This is a genomic window from Pseudomonas sp. GL_139_B (assembly GCF_057834475.1).
Map to the genome: position 1 here is coordinate 5,685,772 of NZ_CM174403.1, position 21,883 is coordinate 5,707,654.

At 54.1% G+C, this 21,883-nt stretch carries 15 protein-coding genes, 6 tRNA genes and 3 rRNA genes; 2 read left to right on the plus strand and 22 right to left on the minus strand.

The features are described 5' to 3' along the window. Positions 1-25: 25 nt before the first annotated feature. The 21 genes from rpoB to tyrS all read right to left on the minus strand — a co-directional run bounded on the left by rpoB (position 26) and on the right by tyrS (position 18,665). Positions 26-4,099 carry a DNA-directed RNA polymerase subunit beta gene (gene rpoB, locus AC3ISI_RS26075; RefSeq protein ID WP_007946139.1) on the minus strand — a complete coding sequence of 1,358 codons (4,074 nt, stop codon included), beginning with the start codon at positions 4,097-4,099 and terminating at the stop codon, positions 26-28. A 220-nt stretch (positions 4,100-4,319) separates the two neighbouring features. Continuing rightward, on the minus strand, positions 4,320-4,685 hold the full coding sequence (gene rplL, locus AC3ISI_RS26080; protein ID WP_401221642.1) for a 50S ribosomal protein L7/L12: 366 nt from the start codon (positions 4,683-4,685) through the stop codon (positions 4,320-4,322). 75 nt (positions 4,686-4,760) lie between these two features. Next, positions 4,761-5,261, minus strand: coding sequence for a 50S ribosomal protein L10 (rplJ, locus tag AC3ISI_RS26085; protein WP_452628342.1), 501 nt, complete (start codon positions 5,259-5,261; stop codon positions 4,761-4,763). A 198-nt stretch (positions 5,262-5,459) separates the two neighbouring features. Next, positions 5,460-6,155 (minus strand): 50S ribosomal protein L1, encoded by a 696-nt coding sequence (gene rplA, locus AC3ISI_RS26090; RefSeq protein WP_008041297.1) that lies wholly within the window; start codon positions 6,153-6,155, stop codon positions 5,460-5,462. Then, positions 6,155-6,586 (minus strand): 50S ribosomal protein L11, encoded by a 432-nt coding sequence (rplK, locus tag AC3ISI_RS26095; protein WP_003176435.1) that lies wholly within the window; start codon positions 6,584-6,586, stop codon positions 6,155-6,157. Before rplK ends, rplA begins: the two co-directional genes overlap by 1 nt. Before the next feature lie 117 nt (positions 6,587-6,703). Further along, positions 6,704-7,237 carry a transcription termination/antitermination protein NusG gene (gene nusG, locus AC3ISI_RS26100; RefSeq protein ID WP_007896622.1) on the minus strand — a complete coding sequence of 178 codons (534 nt, stop codon included), beginning with the start codon at positions 7,235-7,237 and terminating at the stop codon, positions 6,704-6,706. A 9-nt stretch (positions 7,238-7,246) separates the two neighbouring features. Further along, on the minus strand, positions 7,247-7,615 hold the full coding sequence (gene secE / locus AC3ISI_RS26105; RefSeq protein WP_007896620.1) for a preprotein translocase subunit SecE: 369 nt from the start codon (positions 7,613-7,615) through the stop codon (positions 7,247-7,249). 45 nt (positions 7,616-7,660) lie between these two features. Then, positions 7,661-7,736 (minus strand) — tRNA-Trp (locus AC3ISI_RS26110). A 53-nt stretch (positions 7,737-7,789) separates the two neighbouring features. After that, positions 7,790-8,983 (minus strand): elongation factor Tu, encoded by a 1,194-nt coding sequence (tuf, locus tag AC3ISI_RS26115; protein ID WP_027924378.1) that lies wholly within the window; start codon positions 8,981-8,983, stop codon positions 7,790-7,792. A gap of 84 nt (positions 8,984-9,067) precedes the next feature. Continuing rightward, positions 9,068-9,143: transfer RNA gene (locus AC3ISI_RS26120), tRNA-Thr, on the minus strand. A 26-nt stretch (positions 9,144-9,169) separates the two neighbouring features. Continuing rightward, a tRNA-Gly gene (locus AC3ISI_RS26125) sits at positions 9,170-9,243 on the minus strand. A gap of 24 nt (positions 9,244-9,267) precedes the next feature. After that, positions 9,268-9,352, minus strand: a tRNA-Tyr gene (locus tag AC3ISI_RS26130). Positions 9,353-9,496: 144 nt separating this feature from the next. Beyond that, positions 9,497-9,937 carry a hypothetical protein gene (locus AC3ISI_RS26135; RefSeq protein ID WP_489334407.1) on the minus strand — a complete coding sequence of 147 codons (441 nt, stop codon included), beginning with the start codon at positions 9,935-9,937 and terminating at the stop codon, positions 9,497-9,499. A gap of 7 nt (positions 9,938-9,944) precedes the next feature. Continuing rightward, the gene (locus AC3ISI_RS26140) at positions 9,945-10,694 is read right to left on the minus strand and encodes a pantothenate kinase (protein WP_489334408.1); all 750 of its coding nucleotides are present in this window, start codon (positions 10,692-10,694) and stop codon (positions 9,945-9,947) included. Next, positions 10,684-11,643: a bifunctional biotin--[acetyl-CoA-carboxylase] ligase/biotin operon repressor BirA gene (birA, locus tag AC3ISI_RS26145; protein WP_489334409.1), complete on the minus strand. Its 960-nt coding sequence runs from the start codon at positions 11,641-11,643 to the stop codon at positions 10,684-10,686. The genes AC3ISI_RS26140 and birA overlap by 11 nt, the downstream gene beginning before the upstream one ends. Positions 11,644-11,778: 135 nt before the next feature. After that, positions 11,779-11,894 (minus strand): 5S ribosomal RNA (rrf, locus tag AC3ISI_RS26150). A 148-nt stretch (positions 11,895-12,042) separates the two neighbouring features. Further along, a 23S ribosomal RNA gene (locus AC3ISI_RS26155) occupies positions 12,043-14,934 on the minus strand. 235 nt (positions 14,935-15,169) lie between these two features. Further along, positions 15,170-15,245 (minus strand) — tRNA-Ala (locus AC3ISI_RS26160). Between the two features lie 30 nt (positions 15,246-15,275). Further along, a tRNA-Ile gene (locus AC3ISI_RS26165) sits at positions 15,276-15,352 on the minus strand. An 81-nt stretch (positions 15,353-15,433) separates the two neighbouring features. After that, positions 15,434-16,970 (minus strand): 16S ribosomal RNA (locus tag AC3ISI_RS26170). The 16S, 23S and 5S rRNA genes sit together here with 2 tRNA genes alongside, the layout of an rRNA operon. 495 nt (positions 16,971-17,465) lie before the next feature. Further along, positions 17,466-18,665, minus strand: a complete 1,200-nt coding sequence (gene tyrS / locus AC3ISI_RS26175) for a tyrosine--tRNA ligase (protein ID WP_489334410.1) — start codon at positions 18,663-18,665, stop codon at positions 17,466-17,468. A gap of 212 nt (positions 18,666-18,877) precedes the next feature. Here tyrS and AC3ISI_RS26180 point away from each other — a divergent pair, with 212 nt between their 5' ends. Both AC3ISI_RS26180 and AC3ISI_RS26185 read left to right on the plus strand, forming a co-directional pair. Continuing rightward, on the plus strand, positions 18,878-20,290 hold the full coding sequence (locus AC3ISI_RS26180) for a peptidoglycan DD-metalloendopeptidase family protein (RefSeq protein WP_489334411.1): 1,413 nt from the start codon (positions 18,878-18,880) through the stop codon (positions 20,288-20,290). Positions 20,291-20,293: 3 nt separating this feature from the next. Further along, positions 20,294-21,385 carry an anhydro-N-acetylmuramic acid kinase gene (locus AC3ISI_RS26185; RefSeq protein WP_489334412.1) on the plus strand — a complete coding sequence of 364 codons (1,092 nt, stop codon included), beginning with the start codon at positions 20,294-20,296 and terminating at the stop codon, positions 21,383-21,385. Between the two features lie 68 nt (positions 21,386-21,453). On the opposite strand, the gene erpA is transcribed toward AC3ISI_RS26185, so the two are convergent. Next, positions 21,454-21,804, minus strand: coding sequence for an iron-sulfur cluster insertion protein ErpA (gene erpA, locus AC3ISI_RS26190; protein ID WP_007947969.1), 351 nt, complete (start codon positions 21,802-21,804; stop codon positions 21,454-21,456). Positions 21,805-21,883 lie beyond the last annotated feature (79 nt).

Sequence of the window (21,883 nt, forward strand, 5' to 3'; positions counted from 1 at the left end):
CCCCGCTCTCGATTCGCGTCACGTGTTATTCGGTTTCCAGATCGATATCGATGCCGAGGGAACGAATTTCCTTGATCAACACGTTGAAAGACTCGGGCATGCCCGGCTCCATACGGTGATCGCCATCCACGATGTTTTTGTACATCTTGGTACGGCCGTTCACATCGTCCGACTTCACTGTGAGCATTTCTTGCAGAGTGTAAGCGGCACCGTAAGCTTCCAGTGCCCAGACCTCCATCTCCCCGAAACGCTGACCACCGAACTGCGCCTTACCACCCAGCGGCTGCTGGGTAACCAGGCTGTACGAACCGGTAGAACGAGCGTGCATCTTGTCGTCTACCAAGTGGTTCAGCTTCAGCATGTACATGTAGCCAACAGTAACCGGGCGCTCGAACTTGTTGCCGGTACGGCCGTCGGTCAGCTGCATCTGGCCGCTTTCTGGCAGATCTGCCAGTTTCAGCATGGCCTTGATTTCGCTTTCCTTGGCGCCGTCGAACACTGGAGTGGCCATTGGAACGCCGCCACGCAGGTTCTTCGCCAGATCCAGGATTTCCTGGTCGGAGAAGCTATCCAGATCTTCGTTACGACCGCCGATCTGGTTGTAGATCTCGTCCAGGAAGGTGCGAAGCTCAGCAACTTTGCGCTGCTCTTCGATCATCCGGTTGATCTTCTCGCCCAGACCTTTGGCCGCGAGGCCCAGGTGGGTTTCAAGGATCTGACCAACGTTCATACGCGAAGGTACGCCCAACGGGTTGAGGACAACGTCCACCGGGGTGCCATTGGCATCGTGCGGCATGTCTTCAACCGGCATGATCACGGAGACCACACCTTTGTTACCGTGACGACCGGCCATCTTGTCGCCCGGCTGGATGCGGCGACGGATTGCCAGGTAAACCTTGACGATTTTCAGCACGCCTGGAGCCAGGTCATCGCCCTGCTGCAGTTTGCGCTTCTTGTCTTCGAACTTGTCGTCCAGCAGACGGCGGCGATCAACGATGTAGGCCTGAGCCTTCTCGAGTTGCTCGTTCAGAGCATCTTCAGCCATGCGCAGCTTGAACCACTGACCATGCTCAAGACCGTCGAGAACTTCGTCGGTGATGTCCTGACCCTTTTTCAGACCGGCCCCGCCTTCGGCTTTGTGGCCGACCAGAGCGGAACGCAGACGTTCGAAAGTTGCGCCTTCAACGATACGGAACTCTTCGTTCAAATCCTTGCGGATCTCGTCGAGTTGAGTCTTCTCGATCGACAGTGCACGAGCATCACGCTCAACGCCGTCACGGGTGAAGACCTGTACGTCGATGACAGTACCCTTGGTGCCGGTAGGCACGCGCAGGGAGGTGTCTTTAACGTCGCTGGCTTTTTCACCGAAGATCGCACGCAACAGCTTCTCTTCCGGAGTCAGTTGGGTCTCGCCTTTCGGAGTGACCTTACCGACCAGAATGTCGCCTGCGCCAACTTCAGCACCTACGTAAACGATACCGGCTTCGTCCAGCTTGTTCAGTGCAGCTTCACCCACGTTCGGGATGTCTGCAGTGATTTCCTCTGGCCCAAGCTTGGTGTCACGTGCCACACAGGTCAGTTCCTGAATGTGGATCGTGGTGAAGCGATCTTCCTGAACCACACGCTCGGACAGGCAGATGGAGTCTTCGAAGTTGAAGCCGTTCCATGCCATGAACGCGATGCGCATGTTCTGACCCAGAGCCAGTTCACCCATGTCGGTGGACGGACCGTCAGCCATGATGTCGCTGCGCTGAACCCGATCACCTTTACGCACCAGCGGACGCTGGTTGATGCAGGTGTTCTGGTTGGAGCGGGTGTACTTGGTCAGGTTGTAGATGTCGACACCAGCTTCGCCGGTTTCAACTTCGTCATCAGCAACACGAACCACGATACGGCTGGCGTCGACGGAATCGATAACGCCGCCACGACGAGCCACGACGCAAACGCCGGAGTCACGAGCTACGTTACGCTCCATGCCGGTACCGACCAGCGGTTTGTCAGCGCGCAGGGTTGGTACAGCTTGACGCTGCATGTTCGAACCCATCAACGCACGGTTGGCGTCGTCGTGCTCGAGGAACGGGATCAGCGACGCAGCAACCGAAACTACCTGCTTCGGCGATACGTCCATCAAGGTGACGTCTTCCGGCGCCTTGACGGTGAACTCGTTCAAGTGACGAACAGCTACCAGCTCGTCGATCAGGACTTTCTTGTCGTTCATCGTGGCCGAAGCCTGAGCGATCACGTGATCAGCTTCTTCGATGGCGGACAGGAACACGATCTCGTCGGTGACCAGAGCGTCTTTCACCACACGGTACGGGCTCTCGAGGAAGCCGTACTGGTTGGTGCGCGCATAAGCGGCCAGGGAGTTGATCAGGCCGATGTTCGGACCTTCCGGCGTTTCAATCGGGCATACACGACCGTAGTGAGTCGGGTGTACGTCTCGAACTTCAAAGCCAGCACGCTCACGAGTCAAACCGCCAGGGCCGAGTGCAGACACACGACGCTTGTGGGTGATCTCGGACAGCGGGTTGTTCTGGTCCATGAACTGGGACAGCTGGCTCGAACCGAAGAATTCTTTCACCGCCGCAGCCACTGGCTTGGCGTTGATCAGGTCTTGCGGCATCAGGCCTTCGCTTTCAGCCATCGACAGACGCTCTTTGACCGCACGCTCAACACGTACCAGGCCAACGCGGAACTGGTTCTCGGCCATCTCGCCTACGCAGCGAACACGACGGTTACCCAGGTGGTCGATGTCATCGACGATGCCTTTGCCGTTACGGATGTCGACCAGAGTCTTCAGTACCGCGACGATGTCTTCTTTGCACAACACGCCCGAACCTTCGATCTCGGTACGACCGATACGACGGTTGAACTTCATCCGGCCGACCGCAGACAGGTCATAGCGCTCAGGGCTGAAGAACAGGTTGTTGAACAGGGTTTCGGCAGCGTCTTTGGTTGGCGGCTCGCCTGGACGCATCATGCGATAGATCTCGACCAGCGCTTCCAATTGGTTGCTGGTGGAGTCGATCTTCAGAGTGTCGGAGACGAACGGACCGCAGTCGATATCGTTGGTGTACAGAGTTTCGATGCGAACAACCTGGGCCTTGGCGATTTTTGCCAGGATCTCGGTGTTCAGTTCGGTGTTGCACTCTGCCAGGATTTCGCCGGTTGCCGGATGCACGATGGCCTTGGCGGTAGTGCGACCCAGGACGTAGTCCAGAGGCACTTCCAGGGTCTTGAGACCGGCTTTTTCGATCTGGTTGATGTGGCGCGCAGTAATACGGCGACCAGCCTCAACGATGACCTTGCCCTTCTCGTCCTGAATATCAAGAACAGCGATTTCACCACGCAGACGCGAAGCAATCAGTTCCAGACTGAGGGTTTCGCCGCTCAGGTGGAAGACGTTGGTGGTGTAGAACGCGTCCAGCACTTCTTCAGTGGTATAGCCCAGCGCGCGCAGCAATACCGATGCAGGCAGCTTGCGACGACGGTCGATACGCACGAACACGCAGTCTTTCGGGTCGAACTCGAAGTCCAGCCACGAACCGCGGTAAGGAATGATGCGCGCGGAGTACAGCAGTTTGCCGGAGCTGTGCGTCTTGCCACGGTCGTGGTCGAAGAACACGCCCGGGGAACGGTGCAGCTGGGAAACGATTACACGCTCGGTACCGTTGATTACGAAGGTACCGTTCTCAGTCATCAGGGGGATTTCACCCATGTAGACTTCTTGCTCTTTAATGTCCTTGATCGCTTTGTTCGACGATTCTTTGTCGAAAATGATCAGGCGCACTTTTACCCGCAAAGGTACGGCGTAAGTTACACCGCGCAATACGCATTCTTTGACATCAAATGCCGGTTCGCCCAGGCGATAACCGACGTACTCCAGCGCAGCATTGCCGGAGTAGCTGATGATCGGGAAAACGGATTTGAAGGCCGCATGCAGGCCCACGTCGCGGAACTGATCTTTAGTCGCTCCCGCTTGCAAGAATTCACGATACGAATCCAGCTGGATGGCCAGGAGGTACGGCACATCCATGACGTCCGGCAACTTGCTAAAGTCCTTGCGGATACGTTTTTTCTCAGTATATGAGTAAGCCATCAGCGTTCCCCAGCTTGGTCACCTGCTTGTTTGGCCCCTCCCGACGGGAGCAGCCAGAAAATCGTGCAAACCCCATGGTTTGCGCCACCACATCGGGTGGTTACAGCGCGTTATCAGCACCGACCCAGTCGGCTGCCAATAACGGAAAAAGGCCGGTGGCAAGAGCCACCAGCCATCAGCCTTTCGCTTTACGCTCGGGCTGGAGGAGCAAAGTCGATGCTTACTTCAGCTCGACTTTAGCGCCTGCTTCTTCCAGAGTAGCTTTGGCTTTGTCGCCTGCGTCTTTCGAAACAGCTTCCAGAACCATGGCAGGAGCGCCGTCAACTACAGCCTTGGCTTCTTTCAGGCCCAGACCGGTCAGTTCACGTACTGCCTTGATCACGTTAACTTTCTTCTCGCCAGCTTCCAGCAGCATGACGTTGAATTCGGTTTGCTCTTCAACAACGGCAGCAGCAGCAGCTGGACCAGCCGATGCAGCAGCAGCGGTAACGCCGAATTTTTCTTCGAAAGCTTTGATCAGTTCAACAACTTCCATTACGGACATGTTGCCAACTGCTTCAAGGATATCGTTCTGAGAGATAGACATGAATCTAATTCCTGATATTGGGGACGGCCTACGCGACCATCGAAATAAACAAAAAACGCGAGAAGGAGACGAGCCTTAGGCTGCAACTGCTTCTTTTTGGTCGCGAATTGCCGCCAGAGTACGAGCCAATTTGCTGGTAGCGCCTTGAATCACGCTCATCAGCTGAGAAATTGCTTCGTCACGGGTCGGCAGAGTTGCCAGCACGTCGATTTGGTTAGCTGCGAGGAACTTGCCCTCGAACGCAGCTGCCTTGATCTCGAACTTGTCCTGACCTTTTGCGAATTCCTTGAAGATGCGAGCAGCAGCGCCCGGATGTTCGTTGGAGAATGCAATCAAGGTCGGGCCGGTGAACACGTCGTTGAGAACACTGAATTCAGTGTCAGCAACAGCGCGCTTGAGCAGGGTGTTACGTACAACACGTACGAAAACGCCAGCTTCACGAGCCTCTTTACGGAGTCCGGTCATTGCGCCTACTGTTACGCCACGGGCATCAACCACGACAGCGGACAGAGCGACTTTGGCAGCCTCGTTGACTTCAGCGACGATGGCCTTCTTGTCTTCGAGTTTAATTGCCACGGGTTTAACTCCTGCTTGTTACCGTTTCATCTGGCCGGAGCCGGATGTCGTTTTGGTGTCTGATTCGGTAAGGAACCGGGAGCACCATCTGCGTAGGCTTGAGGTTTAAGACTTGCGTCGCCTACGGTCTTGGATAGCCCCCGCCAGGCAGGGACCCCAATCTTTCAATTGGCGCAATCGCTTGCGCCAACCTATGTCTTACGCGTCGAGCGAGCTTTGGTCGATGACCAGACCTGGGCCCATAGTGGTGCTCAGGGTAACGCGCTTGACGTAAATGCCTTTCGAGGAAGCTGGCTTGATACGCTTCAGATCAGCGATCAGGGCTTCAACGTTTTCCTTCAGCTTGACGGCGTCGAAGCCAATCTTGCCAACGGAAGTGTGGATGATGCCGTTTTTGTCGGTGCGATAACGAACCTGACCAGCCTTGGCGTTTTTAACCGCGGTAGCTACGTCTGGAGTTACAGTGCCAACTTTAGGGTTAGGCATCAGGCCGCGTGGGCCGAGGATCTGACCCAACTGACCAACAACGCGCATTGCATCCGGGGATGCGATAACTACGTCATAGTTCAGGTCGCCGCCTTTCATTTCGGCAGCCAGATCGTCCATACCTACACGGTCAGCGCCGGCAGCCAGAGCGGCTTCAGCAGCTGGACCCTGGGTGAACACAGCAACGCGAACGGTCTTGCCAGTGCCGTGCGGCAGCACAGTAGCGCTACGAACAACCTGGTCAGATTTACGCGGGTCAACGCCGAGGTTTACAGCAACGTCGAACGACTCGCTGAACTTGACAGTCGACAGCTCAGCCAGCAGAGCAGCAGCATCTACAAAATTGTAGGACTTGCCTGCTTCGATTTTGCCGGCGATAGCCTTTTGACGCTTGGTCAACTTAGCCATTACACACCCTCCACGTTAAGGCCCATGCTACGAGCAGAACCGGCGATAGTACGCACGGCTGCATCCATATCAGCTGCAGTCAGATCCGCGTTTTTGGTTTTCGCGATTTCTTCCAGCTGAGCACGAGTCACGGTGCCAACCTTAACGGTGTTCGGACGAGCGGAACCGCTAGTCAGACCAGCAGCCTTCTTCAGCAGAACCGAAGCAGGGGTGGACTTGGTTTCAAACGTAAAGCTACGGTCGCTGTAGACAGTGATGATCACTGGAGTCGGCAGACCTGGCTCAAGACCCTGAGTACGGGCGTTGAAAGCCTTGCAGAATTCCATGATGTTCACGCCGTGCTGACCCAAAGCAGGACCAACAGGTGGGCTTGGGTTAGCCTGAGCGGCCTTCACTTGCAGCTTGATGTAAGCGGTAATTTTCTTGGCCATGAGGCACTCCAATTACGGGTTCAAACGCCTCGAAAGGCTCCCCGGTTACTTGCGCGTTTATCCCAGTGACGACAAAACCCCACAGCCTGGGGCTGCGGGGTTGGGATGCTTGATCAGCTAGACCTTTTCGACCTGGCTGAACTCTAGCTCTACCGGGGTAGAGCGACCGAAAATGAGCACCGCCACTTGGATCCGGCTCTTCTCGTAGTTAACTTCTTCAACCGTGCCAGTAAAATCAGCAAACGGCCCATCATTGACACGTACCGACTCGCCTGGCTCGAACAACGTCTTCGGCTTCGGCTTGTCGCTACCATCGGCAACGCGACGCAGAATTGCTTCCGCCTCTTTATCAGTGATTGGCGCAGGCTTGTCGGCAGTACCGCCAATGAAGCCCATCACCCGAGGTGTATCCTTGACCAAGTGCCAAGTACCCTCGTTCATATCCATCTGTACCAGCACATAACCCGGGAAGAACTTGCGTTCGCTTTTGCGCTTCTGGCCATTACGCATTTCAACCACTTCTTCAGTGGGAACCAGAATTTCGCCGAAGCCATCTTCCATGCCAGCCAGCTTTACGCGCTCTACCAACGAGCGCATGACATGCTTCTCGTAACCGGAGTAAGCATGCACAACGTACCAACGCTTAGCCACGGGACACCCTTAGCCGACAATCAAGGAAACAAGCCAGCCGAGGAGGGAATCAAGCCCCCACAACAGCAACGCCATAACCAGAACAACAGCCACAACAATCAACGTGGTCTGCGTGGTTTCTTGGCGAGTTGGCCATACGACTTTACGAATCTCGGTGCGAGCTTCCTTAACCAGTACAAAGAAAGACTTGCCCTTGACTGTCTGCAGGCCTACAAAGGCAGCTACAGCAGCAATGACGAGCAGTGCAAGTACGCGGTACAGGATCGGCGAAGCAGAGTAATACTGATTGCCAACAACGCCAACAACCACCAAAGCGACTACTACTAGCCACTTGAGCAGATCGAAGCGAGAGCCTTGAGCTTCAGCTTTAGGAGTCATCTATGAAGATCCTGTGAAAAGAAAGCCAGACACACCAAGTGAATCTGGCAGGTCAGGAGGGAATCGAACCCCCAACCTACGGTTTTGGAGACCGTCGCTCTGCCAATTGAGCTACTGACCTAAAACAAAATCAGGCCGACCATTATGCCGGCCCGAAAAAGACATTACAACAATTTACTCGATGATTTTGGCTACGACGCCAGCGCCGACGGTACGACCGCCTTCACGGATAGCGAAACGCAGACCATCTTCCATCGCGATGGTTTTGATCAGGGTAACAGTCATTTGAATGTTATCGCCTGGCATTACCATTTCAACGCCTTCTGGCAATTCGCAGTTACCGGTCACGTCAGTAGTACGGAAGTAGAACTGTGGACGGTAGCCTTTGAAGAACGGAGTATGACGGCCGCCTTCTTCCTTGCTCAGAACGTAAACTTCTGCGGTGAACTTGGTGTGCGGCTTAACCGAACCCGGCTTAACCAGAACCTGGCCACGCTCAACGTCGTCACGCTTGGTACCGCGCAGCAACACGCCGCAGTTCTCGCCAGCACGACCTTCGTCGAGCAGCTTGCGGAACATTTCAACACCGGTACAGGTGGTGACGGTAGTGTCACGCAGACCAACAATTTCCAGTGGATCCTGAACGCGAACGATACCGCGCTCGATACGACCAGTCACAACAGTACCGCGACCGGAGATCGAGAATACGTCTTCGATTGGCATCAGGAACGGCTTGTCGGTCAGACGAACTGGTTCTGGGATGTAGCTGTCCAGAGTTTCAACCAGTTTACGAACGGCAGTGGTGCCCATTTCGTTGTCGTCTTTGCCTTCCAGCGCCATACGCGCCGAACCGATGATGATCGGAGTGTCATCACCTGGGAAGTCGTAAGTGCTCAGCAGATCGCGCACTTCCATCTCAACCAGTTCCAGCAGCTCAGCGTCGTCCACCAGGTCAGCCTTGTTCAGGAAAACCACGATGTACGGAACGCCTACCTGACGGGACAGCAGGATGTGCTCACGGGTTTGCGGCATCGGACCATCAGCGGCCGAGCAAACCAAGATAGCGCCGTCCATCTGAGCAGCACCGGTGATCATGTTCTTCACATAGTCAGCGTGACCTGGGCAGTCAACGTGAGCGTAGTGACGGATCTTCGAGTTGTACTCGACGTGTGCAGTGTTAATAGTGATACCACGAGCTTTTTCTTCTGGCGCGCTGTCGATTTTATCGAAATCAACGATGGCCGAACCGAAAACCTCGGAGCAAACACGAGTCAGAGCAGCAGTCAGCGTAGTCTTACCATGGTCAACGTGACCGATAGTACCAACGTTAACGTGCGGCAGCGAACGATCGAACTTTTCCTTAGCCATCGAAACAACCCCCAACAAAAGAATTGAGCAAGCAATATCAACCATTAAAACAAAGGCAGATATTTTCATATCTGCCTTGTTATATGGAGCTCTTGAGCGGATTTGAACCGCTGACCTCACCCTTACCAAGGGTGTGCTCTACCAACTGAGCTACAAGAGCGTAACACTTTGCAGGATCTGCAAACTTGGAGCGGGTAGCGGGAATCGAACCCGCATCATCAGCTTGGAAGGCTGAGGTTCTACCACTAAACTATACCCGCGGAGCTTGCAGCTCTCGCTAAAAATGGTGGAGGGGGAAGGATTCGAACCTTCGAAGTCGTAGACGTCAGATTTACAGTCTGATCCCTTTGGCCGCTCGGGAACCCCTCCTAAGCGAGCCGGCATTCTACATCATGCCAGCCTTCTGTCAAGCATTTTTCTCATTAAAAACCTGAGGTTAGCTGCATTGACACTACTACCGCACCGTTGACCGTTAATGGTCTTCACTGCGAAGCGGGCGCCATTCTATGCAAACTATTCAGCCGGTGCAACCCCTTCGCATGGCATTATTTTATGTTTTAACTCATTGAATTCTTTAGAAAGGTTTAGCAGCTGTAAATCATCCAGAAAACGCTGGCTCTCGGGCGCTATACGCACCCAATAAACAGACGACTCTGCAGGGTCCTTCGGCAGGGACTGAAACCTGACACCCATTTCACCGAGTCGCCGCCCAACCGCCGAGACAGACTCCTGGCGAACAAAGCCTCCCAAATAGAGGCAGACATTACCCGCCACAGCGGCTTTTCCTTTATCACGAGTTGCATCAGTTGCCTCGCTTAACAAGCGGATATCCTGCTGTGCCCCCCGGTACAAGCTCAAAGGCGTTACATCCTTCGCCCGCAGCGGCGCCTCTTGTTGATGCCAAATGTAATAGAAGACATTGAGAACAAGCAGCAACAAAAACAACCAACGCATAAAAACCTCAGGACAATGGGCACGCCATCGCTAAACCTACAAAAATAAGGTCTGGAACCAGCCTGGCCTCGGGCACGATTCCGGAGACTAGAGCCGCATCACCCCCGGTGAGAAACACAGTAAAGTCATTCCCCCAATAACTACGCGCCAACTCCAACTGAGTCAGGACAAACCCCCTCAGCATAAGAGAGCACCCTCGCTCGACCGCCTCGACGGTTGTACGGCCAGGAATAAGACTCTCGAGCGCGCGCTCGGCAGCCAGATCACCGTATCGGATTCTGCGGGTATGGGTTCGCAGCTGGTTGCGCATCAAGGGCATTCCAGGGCAAATAAAACCGCCGAGGTGCTCTCCGTCTCGAGCGACGAAATCAGCAGTCACAGCCGTGCCAAAATCAAGCACGAGGCACGCACCGGAGGCCAGATGAAACCCTCCAAGCATCGCAAGCCAGCGATCGAGTCCCAACCGCTCAAACTCGTCGTATCCGTTACGCACACCAGCTATTTCGCGAGCAGGTGTCGCGCACACCACGGATACGCCAAAAGTTTGCGTCAATACAGAGGCTAACGCGCCAGTTTCTTCGGCCGTTCTAACACTAACCAACCGACAATGCCTAAGGGCGAGCCCACCAAGCTTACTCAAGCCCTCCAGCAAAGCGTCATCGGAATCAACCACGCCCTCACTGAACACCCGACTGACATCCGCATAGAGCACGCGCCACTTGATAAAACTATTTCCACAATCGAGCTCAAGAATCATCGCGCAACCTCAGACTGAGCTCACCACCACTAAAGGCTTTTTCAACGCCATTCACTTTCAAGCGCAAAGCCCCCTGACTGTCGATACCCAATACCTCACCATCTATCTGGCTTACGCCGGCGATCAGAGACACTGCCCGCCCCTGCCATAGGTGGTTTTGCTCCCACTCCGACTGAATGGAGGAAAATCCGTCGAGCTGGTGCCGAGCCAGGTACGCCTGGAGCATCGAGCCCAATTCTGAAGCCAGGTGATTGCGATCAAACACCCTACCTGACTCAAGACGCATCGACGTCCACAACTGATCAACCTCATCCGTGATCTGCATGTTGACGTTAATTCCAACACCCAACACCACGTGACAAACATCCGCAGGATCACCCACCAACTCAAGCAATATCCCCGCGATCTTTTTCTGACCCACCAAAACATCGTTAGGCCATTTTAACCCTACCTCTGGAATACCGAGCGCTCGCAAGGTCTGCATCACCGCAAGACCGACAACAAGGCTCAAACCTTCCAGCTGTCGCATTCCGCCGTCAATTCGCAATACCAGACTGTAATAGATGTTTTCTGCAAAAGGACTGATCCATTTGCGGCCCCGCCGTCCGCGGCCAGCCGTCTGGCGCTCGGCAAGCACCAAAAATGGCGCAGCCTGACCACGCTCGATAGCGCGCAAGGCCTCAGCATTGGTGGAGTCTATTGAATCGAAGACCAAAATTGGCCAGCCACACGTAGGCGCTTTGTCTTTTATGGCAACAGGATCAAGCAACGTTAGCGGTGCCGCCAGTTGATATCCACGGCCGCGCACTTTATGAATTGACAAGCCGAGCTCAGCCTCCAAATGCTGAAGCTGCTTCCACACCGCACTACGACTGACACCCAAGGCAACACCCAGGGCTTGACCCGAATGGAACCGGCCATCTTTAAGAAGCTTTAACAACGTCAGCATGCAAGTCCCGCCTCACAATGAGGCCCGCATGATAGCCATGCCCCGAGCCCTTGCATAGAAACCCGACAAGTCAGCTTTCCTGCAGACAAAACAAAACCCCTACCTGCATACGCAGATAGGGGTTTTGGAATTTAATCTTGACGATGACCTACTCTCACATGGGGAAACCCCACACTACCATCGGCGATGCATCGTTTCACTGCTGAGTTCGGGATGGGATCAGGTGGTTCCAATGCTCTATGGTCGTCAAGAAATTCGGTAGCCAGCTCGTGCTCTCTTGCGAGATCACGCTCCAGCGAATGGGTATGCAATAGATTTGTGCGTTGCTTTCGAACTTTCGGTTCTTTCGTCTTCACACACCGCAATCTGGCCTTTCGACGCAAATTGCTTGGGTGTTATATGGTCAAGCCTCACGGGCAATTAGTATTGGTTAGCTCAACGCCTCACAGCGCTTACACACCCAACCTATCAACGTCGTAGTCTTCGACGGCCCTTCAGGGGACTCAAGGTCCCAGTGAGATCTCATCTTGAGGCTAGTTTCCCGCTTAGATGCTTTCAGCGGTTATCTATTCCGAACATAGCTACCCGGCAATGCCACTGGCGTGACAACCGGAACACCAGAGGTTCGTCCACTCCGGTCCTCTCGTACTAGGAGCAGCCCCTCTCAAATCTCAAACGTCCACGGCAGATAGGGACCGAACTGTCTCACGACGTTCTAAACCCAGCTCGCGTACCACTTTAAATGGCGAACAGCCATACCCTTGGGACCGGCTTCAGCCCCAGGATGTGATGAGCCGACATCGAGGTGCCAAACACCGCCGTCGATATGAACTCTTGGGCGGTATCAGCCTGTTATCCCCGGAGTACCTTTTATCCGTTGAGCGATGGCCCTTCCATACAGAACCACCGGATCACTAAGACCTACTTTCGTACCTGCTCGACGTGTCTGTCTCGCAGTCAAGCGCGCTTTTGCCTTTATACTCTACGACCGATTTCCGACCGGTCTGAGCGCACCTTCGTACTCCTCCGTTACTCTTTAGGAGGAGACCGCCCCAGTCAAACTACCCACCATACACTGTCCTCGATCCGGATAACGGACCTGAGTTAGAACCTCAAAGTTGCCAGGGTGGTATTTCAAGGTTGGCTCCACGCGAACTGGCGTCCACGCTTCAAAGCCTCCCACCTATCCTACACAAGCAAATTCAAAGTCCAGTGCAAAGCTATAGTAAAGGTTCACGGGGTCTTTCCGTCTAGCCGCGGATACACTGCATCTTCACAGCGATTTCAATTTCACTGAGTCTCGGGTGGAGACAGCGCCGCCATCGTTACGCCATTCGTGCAGGTCGGAACTTACCCGACAAGGAATTTCGCTACCTTAGGACCGTTATAGTTACGGCCGCCGTTTACCGGGGCTTCGATCAAGAGCTTCGCGTTAGCTAACCCCATCAATTAACCTTCCGGCACCGGGCAGGCGTCACACCCTATACGTCCACTTTCGTGTTTGCAGAGTGCTGTGTTTTTAATAAACAGTCGCAGCGGCCTGGTATCTTCGACCGGCATGGGCTTACGCAGTAAATGCTTCACCCTCACCGGCGCACCTTCTCCCGAAGTTACGGTGCCATTTTGCCTAGTTCCTTCACCCGAGTTCTCTCAAGCGCCTTGGTATTCTCTACCCAACCACCTGTGTCGGTTTGGGGTACGGTTCCTGGTTACCTGAAGCTTAGAAGCTTTTCTTGGAAGCATGGCATCAACCACTTCGTGTGCTAAAAGCACACTCGTCATCAGCTCTCGGCCTTAGAATCCCGGATTTACCTAAGATTCCAGCCTACCACCTTAAACTTGGACAACCAACGCCAAGCTGGCCTAGCCTTCTCCGTCCCTCCATCGCAATAACCAGAAGTACAGGAATATTAACCTGTTTTCCATCGACTACGCTTTTCAGCCTCGCCTTAGGGACCGACTAACCCTGCGTCGATTAACGTTGCGCAGGAAACCTTGGTCTTTCGGCGTGGGTGTTTTTCACACCCATTGTCGTTACTCATGTCAGCATTCGCACTTCTGATACCTCCAGCAAGCTTCTCAACTCACCTTCACAGGCTTACAGAACGCTCCTCTACCGCATCACCTAAGTGATACCCGTAGCTTCGGTGTATGGTTTGAGCCCCGTTACATCTTCCGCGCAGGCCGACTCGACTAGTGAGCTATTACGCTTTCTTTAAAGGGTGGCTGCTTCTAAGCCAACCTCCTAGCTGTCTAAGCCTTCCCACATCGTTTCCCACTTAACCATAACTTTGGGACCTTAGCTGACGGTCTGGGTTGTTTCCCTTTTCACGACGGACGTTAGCACCCGCCGTGTGTCTCCCATGCTCGGCACTTGTAGGTATTCGGAGTTTGCATCGGTTTGGTAAGTCGGGATGACCCCCTAGCCGAAACAGTGCTCTACCCCCTACAGTGATACATGAGGCGCTACCTAAATAGCTTTCGAGGAGAACCAGCTATCTCCGAGCTTGATTAGCCTTTCACTCCGATCCACAGGTCATCCGCTAACTTTTCAACGGTAGTCGGTTCGGTCCTCCAGTTAGTGTTACCCAACCTTCAACCTGCCCATGGATAGATCGCCCGGTTTCGGGTCTATTCCCAGCGACTAGACGCCCTATTAAGACTCGCTTTCGCTACGCCTCCCCTATTCGGTTAAGCTCGCCACTGAAAATAAGTCGCTGACCCATTATACAAAAGGTACGCAGTCACCCAACAAAGTGGGCTCCCACTGCTTGTACGCATACGGTTTCAGGATCTATTTCACTCCCCTCTCCGGGGTTCTTTTCGCCTTTCCCTCACGGTACTAGTTCACTATCGGTCAGTCAGTAGTATTTAGCCTTGGAGGATGGTCCCCCCATATTCAGACAAAGTTTCTCGTGCTCCGTCCTACTCGATTTCATGACCAAGAGATTTTCGCGTACAGGGCTATCACCCACTATGGCCGCACTTTCCAGAGCGTTCCGCTAATCTCAAAGCCACTTAAGGGCTGGTCCCCGTTCGCTCGCCACTACTAAGGGAATCTCGGTTGATTTCTTTTCCTCAGGGTACTTAGATGTTTCAGTTCCCCTGGTTCGCCTCTTAAGCCTATGTATTCAGCTTAAGATAACCATCTTATGATGGCTGGGTTCCCCCATTCAGACATCTCCGGATCAAAGTCTGTTTGCCGACTCCCCGAAGCTTTTCGCAGGCTACCACGTCTTTCATCGCCTCTGACTGCCAAGGCATCCACCGTATGCGCTTCTTCACTTGACCATATAACCCCAAGCAATCTGGTTATACTGTGAAGACGACATTCGCCGAAAATTCGCAATTTAACTCACAAATTTTACCTTAGCCTGAGCCGTTACCAGTGAAAGTAACGTTCAGTCTATCTTTCTATCACATACCCAAATTTTTAAAGAACGAACTAGTCAAAGACTAGAAATCAACATTCACCATCATTCGATGGAATGCTCATTTCTAAGCTTTATACCGACAGAAGCAGTAGTGGTGGAGCCAAACGGGATCGAACCGTTGACCTCCTGCGTGCAAGGCAGGCGCTCTCCCAGCTGAGCTATGGCCCCGTATTTCTACAGGCGTTTCCCACACAAAATTGGTGGGTCTGGGCAGATTCGAACTGCCGACCTCACCCTTATCAGGGGTGCGCTCTAACCAACTGAGCTACAGACCCAATTTCGGGCTGCTTCTTTCGTCTTCTTCAATGAATCAAGCAATTCGTGTGGGAACTTATGGAGCAGCTGATGTCGTCGATTAAGGAGGTGATCCAGCCGCAGGTTCCCCTACGGCTACCTTGTTACGACTTCACCCCAGTCATGAATCACACCGTGGTAACCGTCCTCCCGAAGGTTAGACTAGCTACTTCTGGTGCAACCCACTCCCATGGTGTGACGGGCGGTGTGTACAAGGCCCGGGAACGTATTCACCGCGACATTCTGATTCGCGATTACTAGCGATTCCGACTTCACGCAGTCGAGTTGCAGACTGCGATCCGGACTACGATCGGTTTTCTGGGATTAGCTCCACCTCGCGGTTTGGCAACCCTCTGTACCGACCATTGTAGCACGTGTGTAGCCCAGGCCGTAAGGGCCATGATGACTTGACGTCATCCCCACCTTCCTCCGGTTTGTCACCGGCAGTCTCCTTAGAGTGCCCACCATAACGTGCTGGTAACTAAGGACAAGGGTTGCGCTCGTTACGGGACTTAACCCAACATCTCACGACACGAGCTGACGACAGCCATGCAGCACCTGTCTCAATGTTCCCGAAGGCACCAATCCATCTCTGGAAAGTTCATTGGATGTCAAGGCCTGGTAAGGTTCTTCGCGTTGCTTCGAATTAAACCACATGCTCCACCGCTTGTGCGGGCCCCCGTCAATTCATTTGAGTTTTAACCTTGCGGCCGTACTCCCCAGGCGGTCAACTTAATGCGTTAGCTGCGCCACTAAGAGCTCAAGGCTCCCAACGGCTAGTTGACATCGTTTACGGCGTGGACTACCAGGGTATCTAATCCTGTTTGCTCCCCACGCTTTCGCACCTCAGTGTCAGTATCAGTCCAGGTGGTCGCCTTCGCCACTGGTGTTCCTTCCTATATCTACGCATTTCACCGCTACACAGGAAATTCCACCACCCTCTACCATACTCTAGCTCGTCAGTTTTGAATGCAGTTCCCAGGTTGAGCCCGGGGCTTTCACATCCAACTTAACGAACCACCTACGCGCGCTTTACGCCCAGTAATTCCGATTAACGCTTGCACCCTCTGTATTACCGCGGCTGCTGGCACAGAGTTAGCCGGTGCTTATTCTGTCGGTAACGTCAAGACAGCAACGTATTAGGTTACTGCCCTTCCTCCCAACTTAAAGTGCTTTACAATCCGAAGACCTTCTTCACACACGCGGCATGGCTGGATCAGGCTTTCGCCCATTGTCCAATATTCCCCACTGCTGCCTCCCGTAGGAGTCTGGACCGTGTCTCAGTTCCAGTGTGACTGATCATCCTCTCAGACCAGTTACGGATCGTCGCCTTGGTGAGCCATTACCTCACCAACTAGCTAATCCGACCTAGGCTCATCTGATAGCGCAAGGCCCGAAGGTCCCCTGCTTTCTCCCGTAGGACGTATGCGGTATTAGCGTTCGTTTCCGAACGTTATCCCCCACTACCAGGCAGATTCCTAGGCATTACTCACCCGTCCGCCGCTCTCAAGAGAAGCAAGCTTCTCTCTACCGCTCGACTTGCATGTGTTAGGCCTGCCGCCAGCGTTCAATCTGAGCCATGATCAAACTCTTCAGTTCAAACATCTTTGGGTTTTTAAGAAACCCTAAACTTGGCTCAGCAATCGTTGGTTACATCTTTGATTTCTCGCGGAGTAACTTGTGATGCTGATAATCTTGTTGACTATCAGTCTGACTCCACAAGCACCCACACGAATTGCTTGATTCAGTTGTTAAAGAGCGGTTGGTTAAGATCTTTCGTCTCAACCGAGGCGCGCATTCTACAGCAGCCTCTGTTGCTGTCAAGCGGTTATTTTCAGAAGCGTTCAAAGTTTCCTTTGTAACTTCAACCACTTGCGCTTTCGATCTCTCGTCAGCGGGAGGCGAATTCTACAGCGTTACACGCTGCTGTCAACACCTCTTTTTCAACTCCTTTCGGGCTTCGATGACCTGAAGCCGCTTGCTGCCGGAAACTGCATAACTCTTTGTTTACCAAGGAGTTTTCCGTTTCGACTGCGCCGGAAGTGGGGCGAATTATAGACATCCAGGATCTGCCGTCAAGCACTGTTTGCAGCTTTACTCGGATTTCAGCGTAATACGAGCAAAGGACTTCTTGCCGGCCTGGCAAACGTGCGTTGCGCCCAGTACGTATATAAAGGTGCGATCAACCACCTCACCATCTATACGCACACCGCCAGAATTCAATAGATCACGCGCACCCGCCGAATTCTTCACCAACCCTGCTTTATTAAGAACAGCCGCAATCGGCATATCTTCGGCAGCAGTCAATTCGATTTCCGGGAGATCATCTGGCAGCTCGCCTTCTTTCATACGATTGCCCGCCCCACGGTGAGCATTGGCCGCGGCCTCCTCCCCATGAAAACGCGCAACAATCTCTTCTGCCAGCTTGATCTTGATGTCACGCGGGTTCGCACCAGCCTCGACATCCGCACGGAATGCATTGATCTCATCCATGGAACGGAAGCTAAGCAGCTCAAAGTAGCGCCACATCAACGCATCCGGAATGGAAACCAGCTTGCTGTACATGACACCCGGAGCTTCCTGAATACCGACGTAGTTGCCCAGGGACTTGGACATCTTCTTCACACCATCCAGACCTTCGAGCAACGGCATTGTCAGAATGCACTGAGGCTCTTGACCGTACCCGCGCTGCAGCTCGCGCCCCATCAACAGATTGAACTTCTGATCGGTACCGCCCAGTTCGACATCCGCACGCAACGCCACCGAGTCGTAACCCTGTACCAGCGGATAGAGGAACTCGTGAATAGCAATTGGCTGATTGGTCGTGTAGCGCTTATCGAAGTCGTCTCGCTCAAGCATGCGAGCAACCGTGTACTGCGATGTCAGGCGAATGAAGTCCGCCGGCACCATCTGATCCATCCAGGTGGAGTTGAACGCAACTTCGGTTTTTGCTGGATCAAGAATTTTGAAGACCTGACTCTTGTAGGTCTCGGCATTCTCGAGAACCTGCTCACGGGTAAGCGGCGGACGTGTCGCGCTCTTACCGCTCGGGTCACCGATCATCCCGGTGAAGTCACCGATAAGGAAGATCACCTGATGCCCCAACTCCTGGAACTGACGCAGCTTATTAATAAGCACGGTGTGCCCCAGGTGCAAATCCGGCGCGGTCGGATCGAAGCCAGCCTTAATACGTAGCGGCTGGCCACGCTTGAGCTTCTCGATCAGCTCGGACTCGACCAACAGTTCTTCCGCACCACGTTTAATCAGCGCTAGCTGTTCTTCAACCGACTTCATAACAGACCCGCAAGACTCGAATTCAAAGGGGACCAACCATACAAGATCACGCGTCAAATACAAAGTTTGGCCGGCGCAATGACGCCAATCTGACAGCAGAGTGTCCGTGGACTTGCTTCAGGGATGATTTGGTTATATTTTATACAGTTATTTCATCTTCATCATGTCATTCATCTTTTCCAATTCATCTTTTTCAAAGTCAAAAATCACTTATGACCAAAGAATCGTCTAAAGCGCCGCCGCTTTACCCGAAGACCCACCTGCTCGCAGCAAGTGGCATCGCCGCCCTGCTGAGCCTGGCGCTTCTGGTATTCCCTTCCAGCGATGTTGAAGCCAAAAAGACCACCCTGAGTCTTGAACTGGAAAGCCCTGCTGAACAACTGTCACAAGACCAAGACGCAGCTGAAGCCGCTCAAGCCACAAATGAACCTGTAGTCTCCCCTTTCGCGCAGATCGAAAACAGCACCGAAGAACCGCAGGAAACCGCTCAAGCCGCGCCTGCGGTTGAAGAAAAGAAGTCTCCAAGCCACAGGGAAGTGATCGTTACCAAAGGCGATACGCTGTCCACTCTGTTTGGAAAAGTCGGCCTCCCGGCCACATCGGTGCATGAGATCCTGGCCAGCGACAAGCAAGCCAAACAATTCAGCCAGCTGAAACATGGTCAGAAGCTCGAATTCGAACTAAACCCAGAAGGCCAGCTGACCAACCTGCACAGCAAGCTCAGCGACCTCGAAAGCATTAGTCTGACCAAGAATGACAAGGGTTATGTGTTCAACCGCGTCACCGCCAAGCCCACCGTGCGCTCTGCCTACGTACATGGGGTCATCAACAGTTCGCTGTCGCAATCCGCTGCTCGCGCCGGGCTCTCCCACAGCCTGACCATGGACATGGCCAGCGTGTTTGGCTACGACGTCGACTTCGCCCAGGATATTCGCCCGGGTGACGAATTCGATGTGATCTACGAGCAGAAAGTCGTCAACGGCAAGGCAGTCGGCAACGGCCCGATACTTTCCGCGCGGTTCACCAACCGTGGCAAGACCTATACCGCCATCCGCTACACCAACAAACAGGGCAACGCCAGTTACTACACGGCTGACGGCAACAGCATGCGTAAAGCGTTCATCCGTACCCCGGTTGACTTCGCCCGCATCAGTTCGAAATTCTCCATGGGGCGAAAGCACCCGATCCTGAACAAGATTCGCGCTCACAAAGGTGTCGACTATGCAGCACCCCGCGGCACTCCGATCAAGGCCGCCGGTGACGGTAAGGTACTACTGGCGGGGCGTCGTGGTGGTTATGGCAACACCGTGGTCATCCAGCACGGCGCCACCTACACCACGTTGTATGGCCACATGCAAGGCTTCGCCAAAGGCGTAAAGACCGGCGGCACGGTCAAACAGGGCCAGGTCATCGGCTACATCGGCACCACCGGGCTCTCCACCGGCCCGCACTTGCACTATGAGTTCCAGGTCAATGGCGTTCACGTCGATCCACTGGGCCAGAAGCTGCCGATGGCCGATCCTATCGCCAAGGCCGAACGCTCGCGATTCCTCGCACAGAGCCAACCGTTGATGGCGCGCATGGAACAAGAGAAGTCCACCCTGCTGGCTTCGAGCAAGCGCTAATCCATGACGCTCTATATAGGTGTGATGTCCGGAACCAGTCTTGATGGCCTGGACATCGCTCTGGTCGAGCTTTCGCCGGCGATCAAGCTGATCGCCACGCACTACATTCCCATGCCTGAATCCCTGCGCACCGAGCTGCTTGGCTTGTGCGCCAGCGGCCCGGACGAGATTGCCCGCTCTGCCATCGCCCAACAAAACTGGGTAAAACTGGCTGCCCAGGGCATTCATACCCTGCTTGCTCAACAAAACCTGAAGCCCGAAAACATTCGCGCTATTGGTAGCCACGGCCAGACTATTCGTCACGAGCCAGCACGCGGCTTCACGGTGCAGATCGGCAACCCCGCCCTGCTGACCGAGTTGACCGGCATCACTGTGGTCAGTGATTTCCGCAGCCGTGATGTTGCTGCTGGCGGGCAAGGTGCACCACTGGTTCCAGCCTTCCACGAAGCCTTGTTTGATGAACGAACCGGTCATCGCGCAGTGTTGAACATTGGCGGATTCAGCAATCTCAGCCTGATCGAACCCGGCAAACCCGTTGCGGGTTTCGACTGCGGTCCGGGCAATGTGCTGCTGGATGCCTGGATCCATCAGCAACGCGGCGACAACTTTGACCGTGACGGCCAATGGGCTGCCAGCGGCAACGTCGAACCGGCACTGCTGAATGAACTGCTGAGTGATCCTTTCTTCGTAACCAAAGGCCCCAAAAGTACCGGCCGCGAAGTGTTCAACCTGCCGTGGCTGACACAGCACCTCACGAAACTACCGACCTTCGCCGCCGAAGATGTGCAAGCAACCCTGCTTGAGCTCAGCGCACTGACCATCGTCGAGTCACTGCAACACGCCCAATCGGACACTCAGGAAGTGCTGGTTTGTGGCGGCGGCGCACACAACGTCGCGCTGATGAAGCGCTTGGCCGACTTAATGCCAAATGCGAAAGTCAGCAGTACCGCCACTCATGGTATAGACCCTGACTGGGTTGAAGCCATGGCATTCGCCTGGCTAGCTCATTGCTGTCTCGAAGGCATCGCCGCCAATCGCCCTAGCGTCACCGGCGCCAGCGGCCTGCGCGTACTCGGCGCTATCTACCCCGCGTAAACGCCAGACAGCAAAACGCCGCACAACCCATGAGGTTCTGCGGCGTTTTGCATTGCGCTGAAGTGCGATCAGATCGAAAACGAAGAGCCGCAGCCACAAGTAGTGCTGGCGTTCGGATTCTTGATCACGAAGCGCGAACCTTCCAGACCTTCCTGATAATCCACCTCGGCACCTGCCAGGTACTGGAAGCTCATCGGATCCACCACCAGGCTCACGCCTTCGCGTTCGACGATGGTGTCGTCATCGGCCACTTCTTCATCGAAGGTAAAGCCGTACTGAAAACCTGAACAACCGCCGCCCGTAACGAATACGCGCAGCTTCAAGCGATCATTCCCCTCTTCATCGACCAGGCTCTTCACCTTGTGCGCGGCACCGTGGGTGAATTGCAAAGCCGTGGGGGTGAAGGATTCGACGCTCATGCTGACTATCTCCCGGCGTTACGCCGCCATAATGCGTGATGACGCGCATTATCCGCTTGTCCTAGAAAAGCGGTCAACT

Bases quoted from the DNA above. Each gene is read 5' to 3' on its own strand.
- AC3ISI_RS26140 (WP_489334408.1), bottom strand. From the start codon at position 10,694: ATGATTCTTGAGCTCGATTGTGGAAATAGTTTTATCAAGTGGCGCGTG.
- birA (WP_489334409.1), bottom strand. From the start codon at position 11,643: ATGCTGACGTTGTTAAAGCTTCTTAAAGATGGCCGGTTCCATTCGGGT.
- AC3ISI_RS26135 (WP_489334407.1), bottom strand. From the start codon at position 9,937: ATGCGTTGGTTGTTTTTGTTGCTGCTTGTTCTCAATGTCTTCTATTAC.
- rplK (WP_003176435.1), bottom strand. From the start codon at position 6,586: ATGGCCAAGAAAATTACCGCTTACATCAAGCTGCAAGTGAAGGCCGCT.
- AC3ISI_RS26185 (WP_489334412.1), top strand. From the start codon at position 20,294: ATGACGCTCTATATAGGTGTGATGTCCGGAACCAGTCTTGATGGCCTG.
- erpA (WP_007947969.1), bottom strand. From the start codon at position 21,804: ATGAGCGTCGAATCCTTCACCCCCACGGCTTTGCAATTCACCCACGGT.
- rplA (WP_008041297.1), bottom strand. From the start codon at position 6,155: ATGGCTAAGTTGACCAAGCGTCAAAAGGCTATCGCCGGCAAAATCGAA.
- rplL (WP_401221642.1), bottom strand. From the start codon at position 4,685: ATGTCTATCTCTCAGAACGATATCCTTGAAGCAGTTGGCAACATGTCC.
- tuf (WP_027924378.1), bottom strand. From the start codon at position 8,983: ATGGCTAAGGAAAAGTTCGATCGTTCGCTGCCGCACGTTAACGTTGGT.
- secE (WP_007896620.1), bottom strand. From the start codon at position 7,615: ATGACTCCTAAAGCTGAAGCTCAAGGCTCTCGCTTCGATCTGCTCAAG.
- tyrS (WP_489334410.1), bottom strand. From the start codon at position 18,665: ATGAAGTCGGTTGAAGAACAGCTAGCGCTGATTAAACGTGGTGCGGAA.
- AC3ISI_RS26180 (WP_489334411.1), top strand. From the start codon at position 18,878: ATGACCAAAGAATCGTCTAAAGCGCCGCCGCTTTACCCGAAGACCCAC.
- rpoB (WP_007946139.1), bottom strand. From the start codon at position 4,099: ATGGCTTACTCATATACTGAGAAAAAACGTATCCGCAAGGACTTTAGC.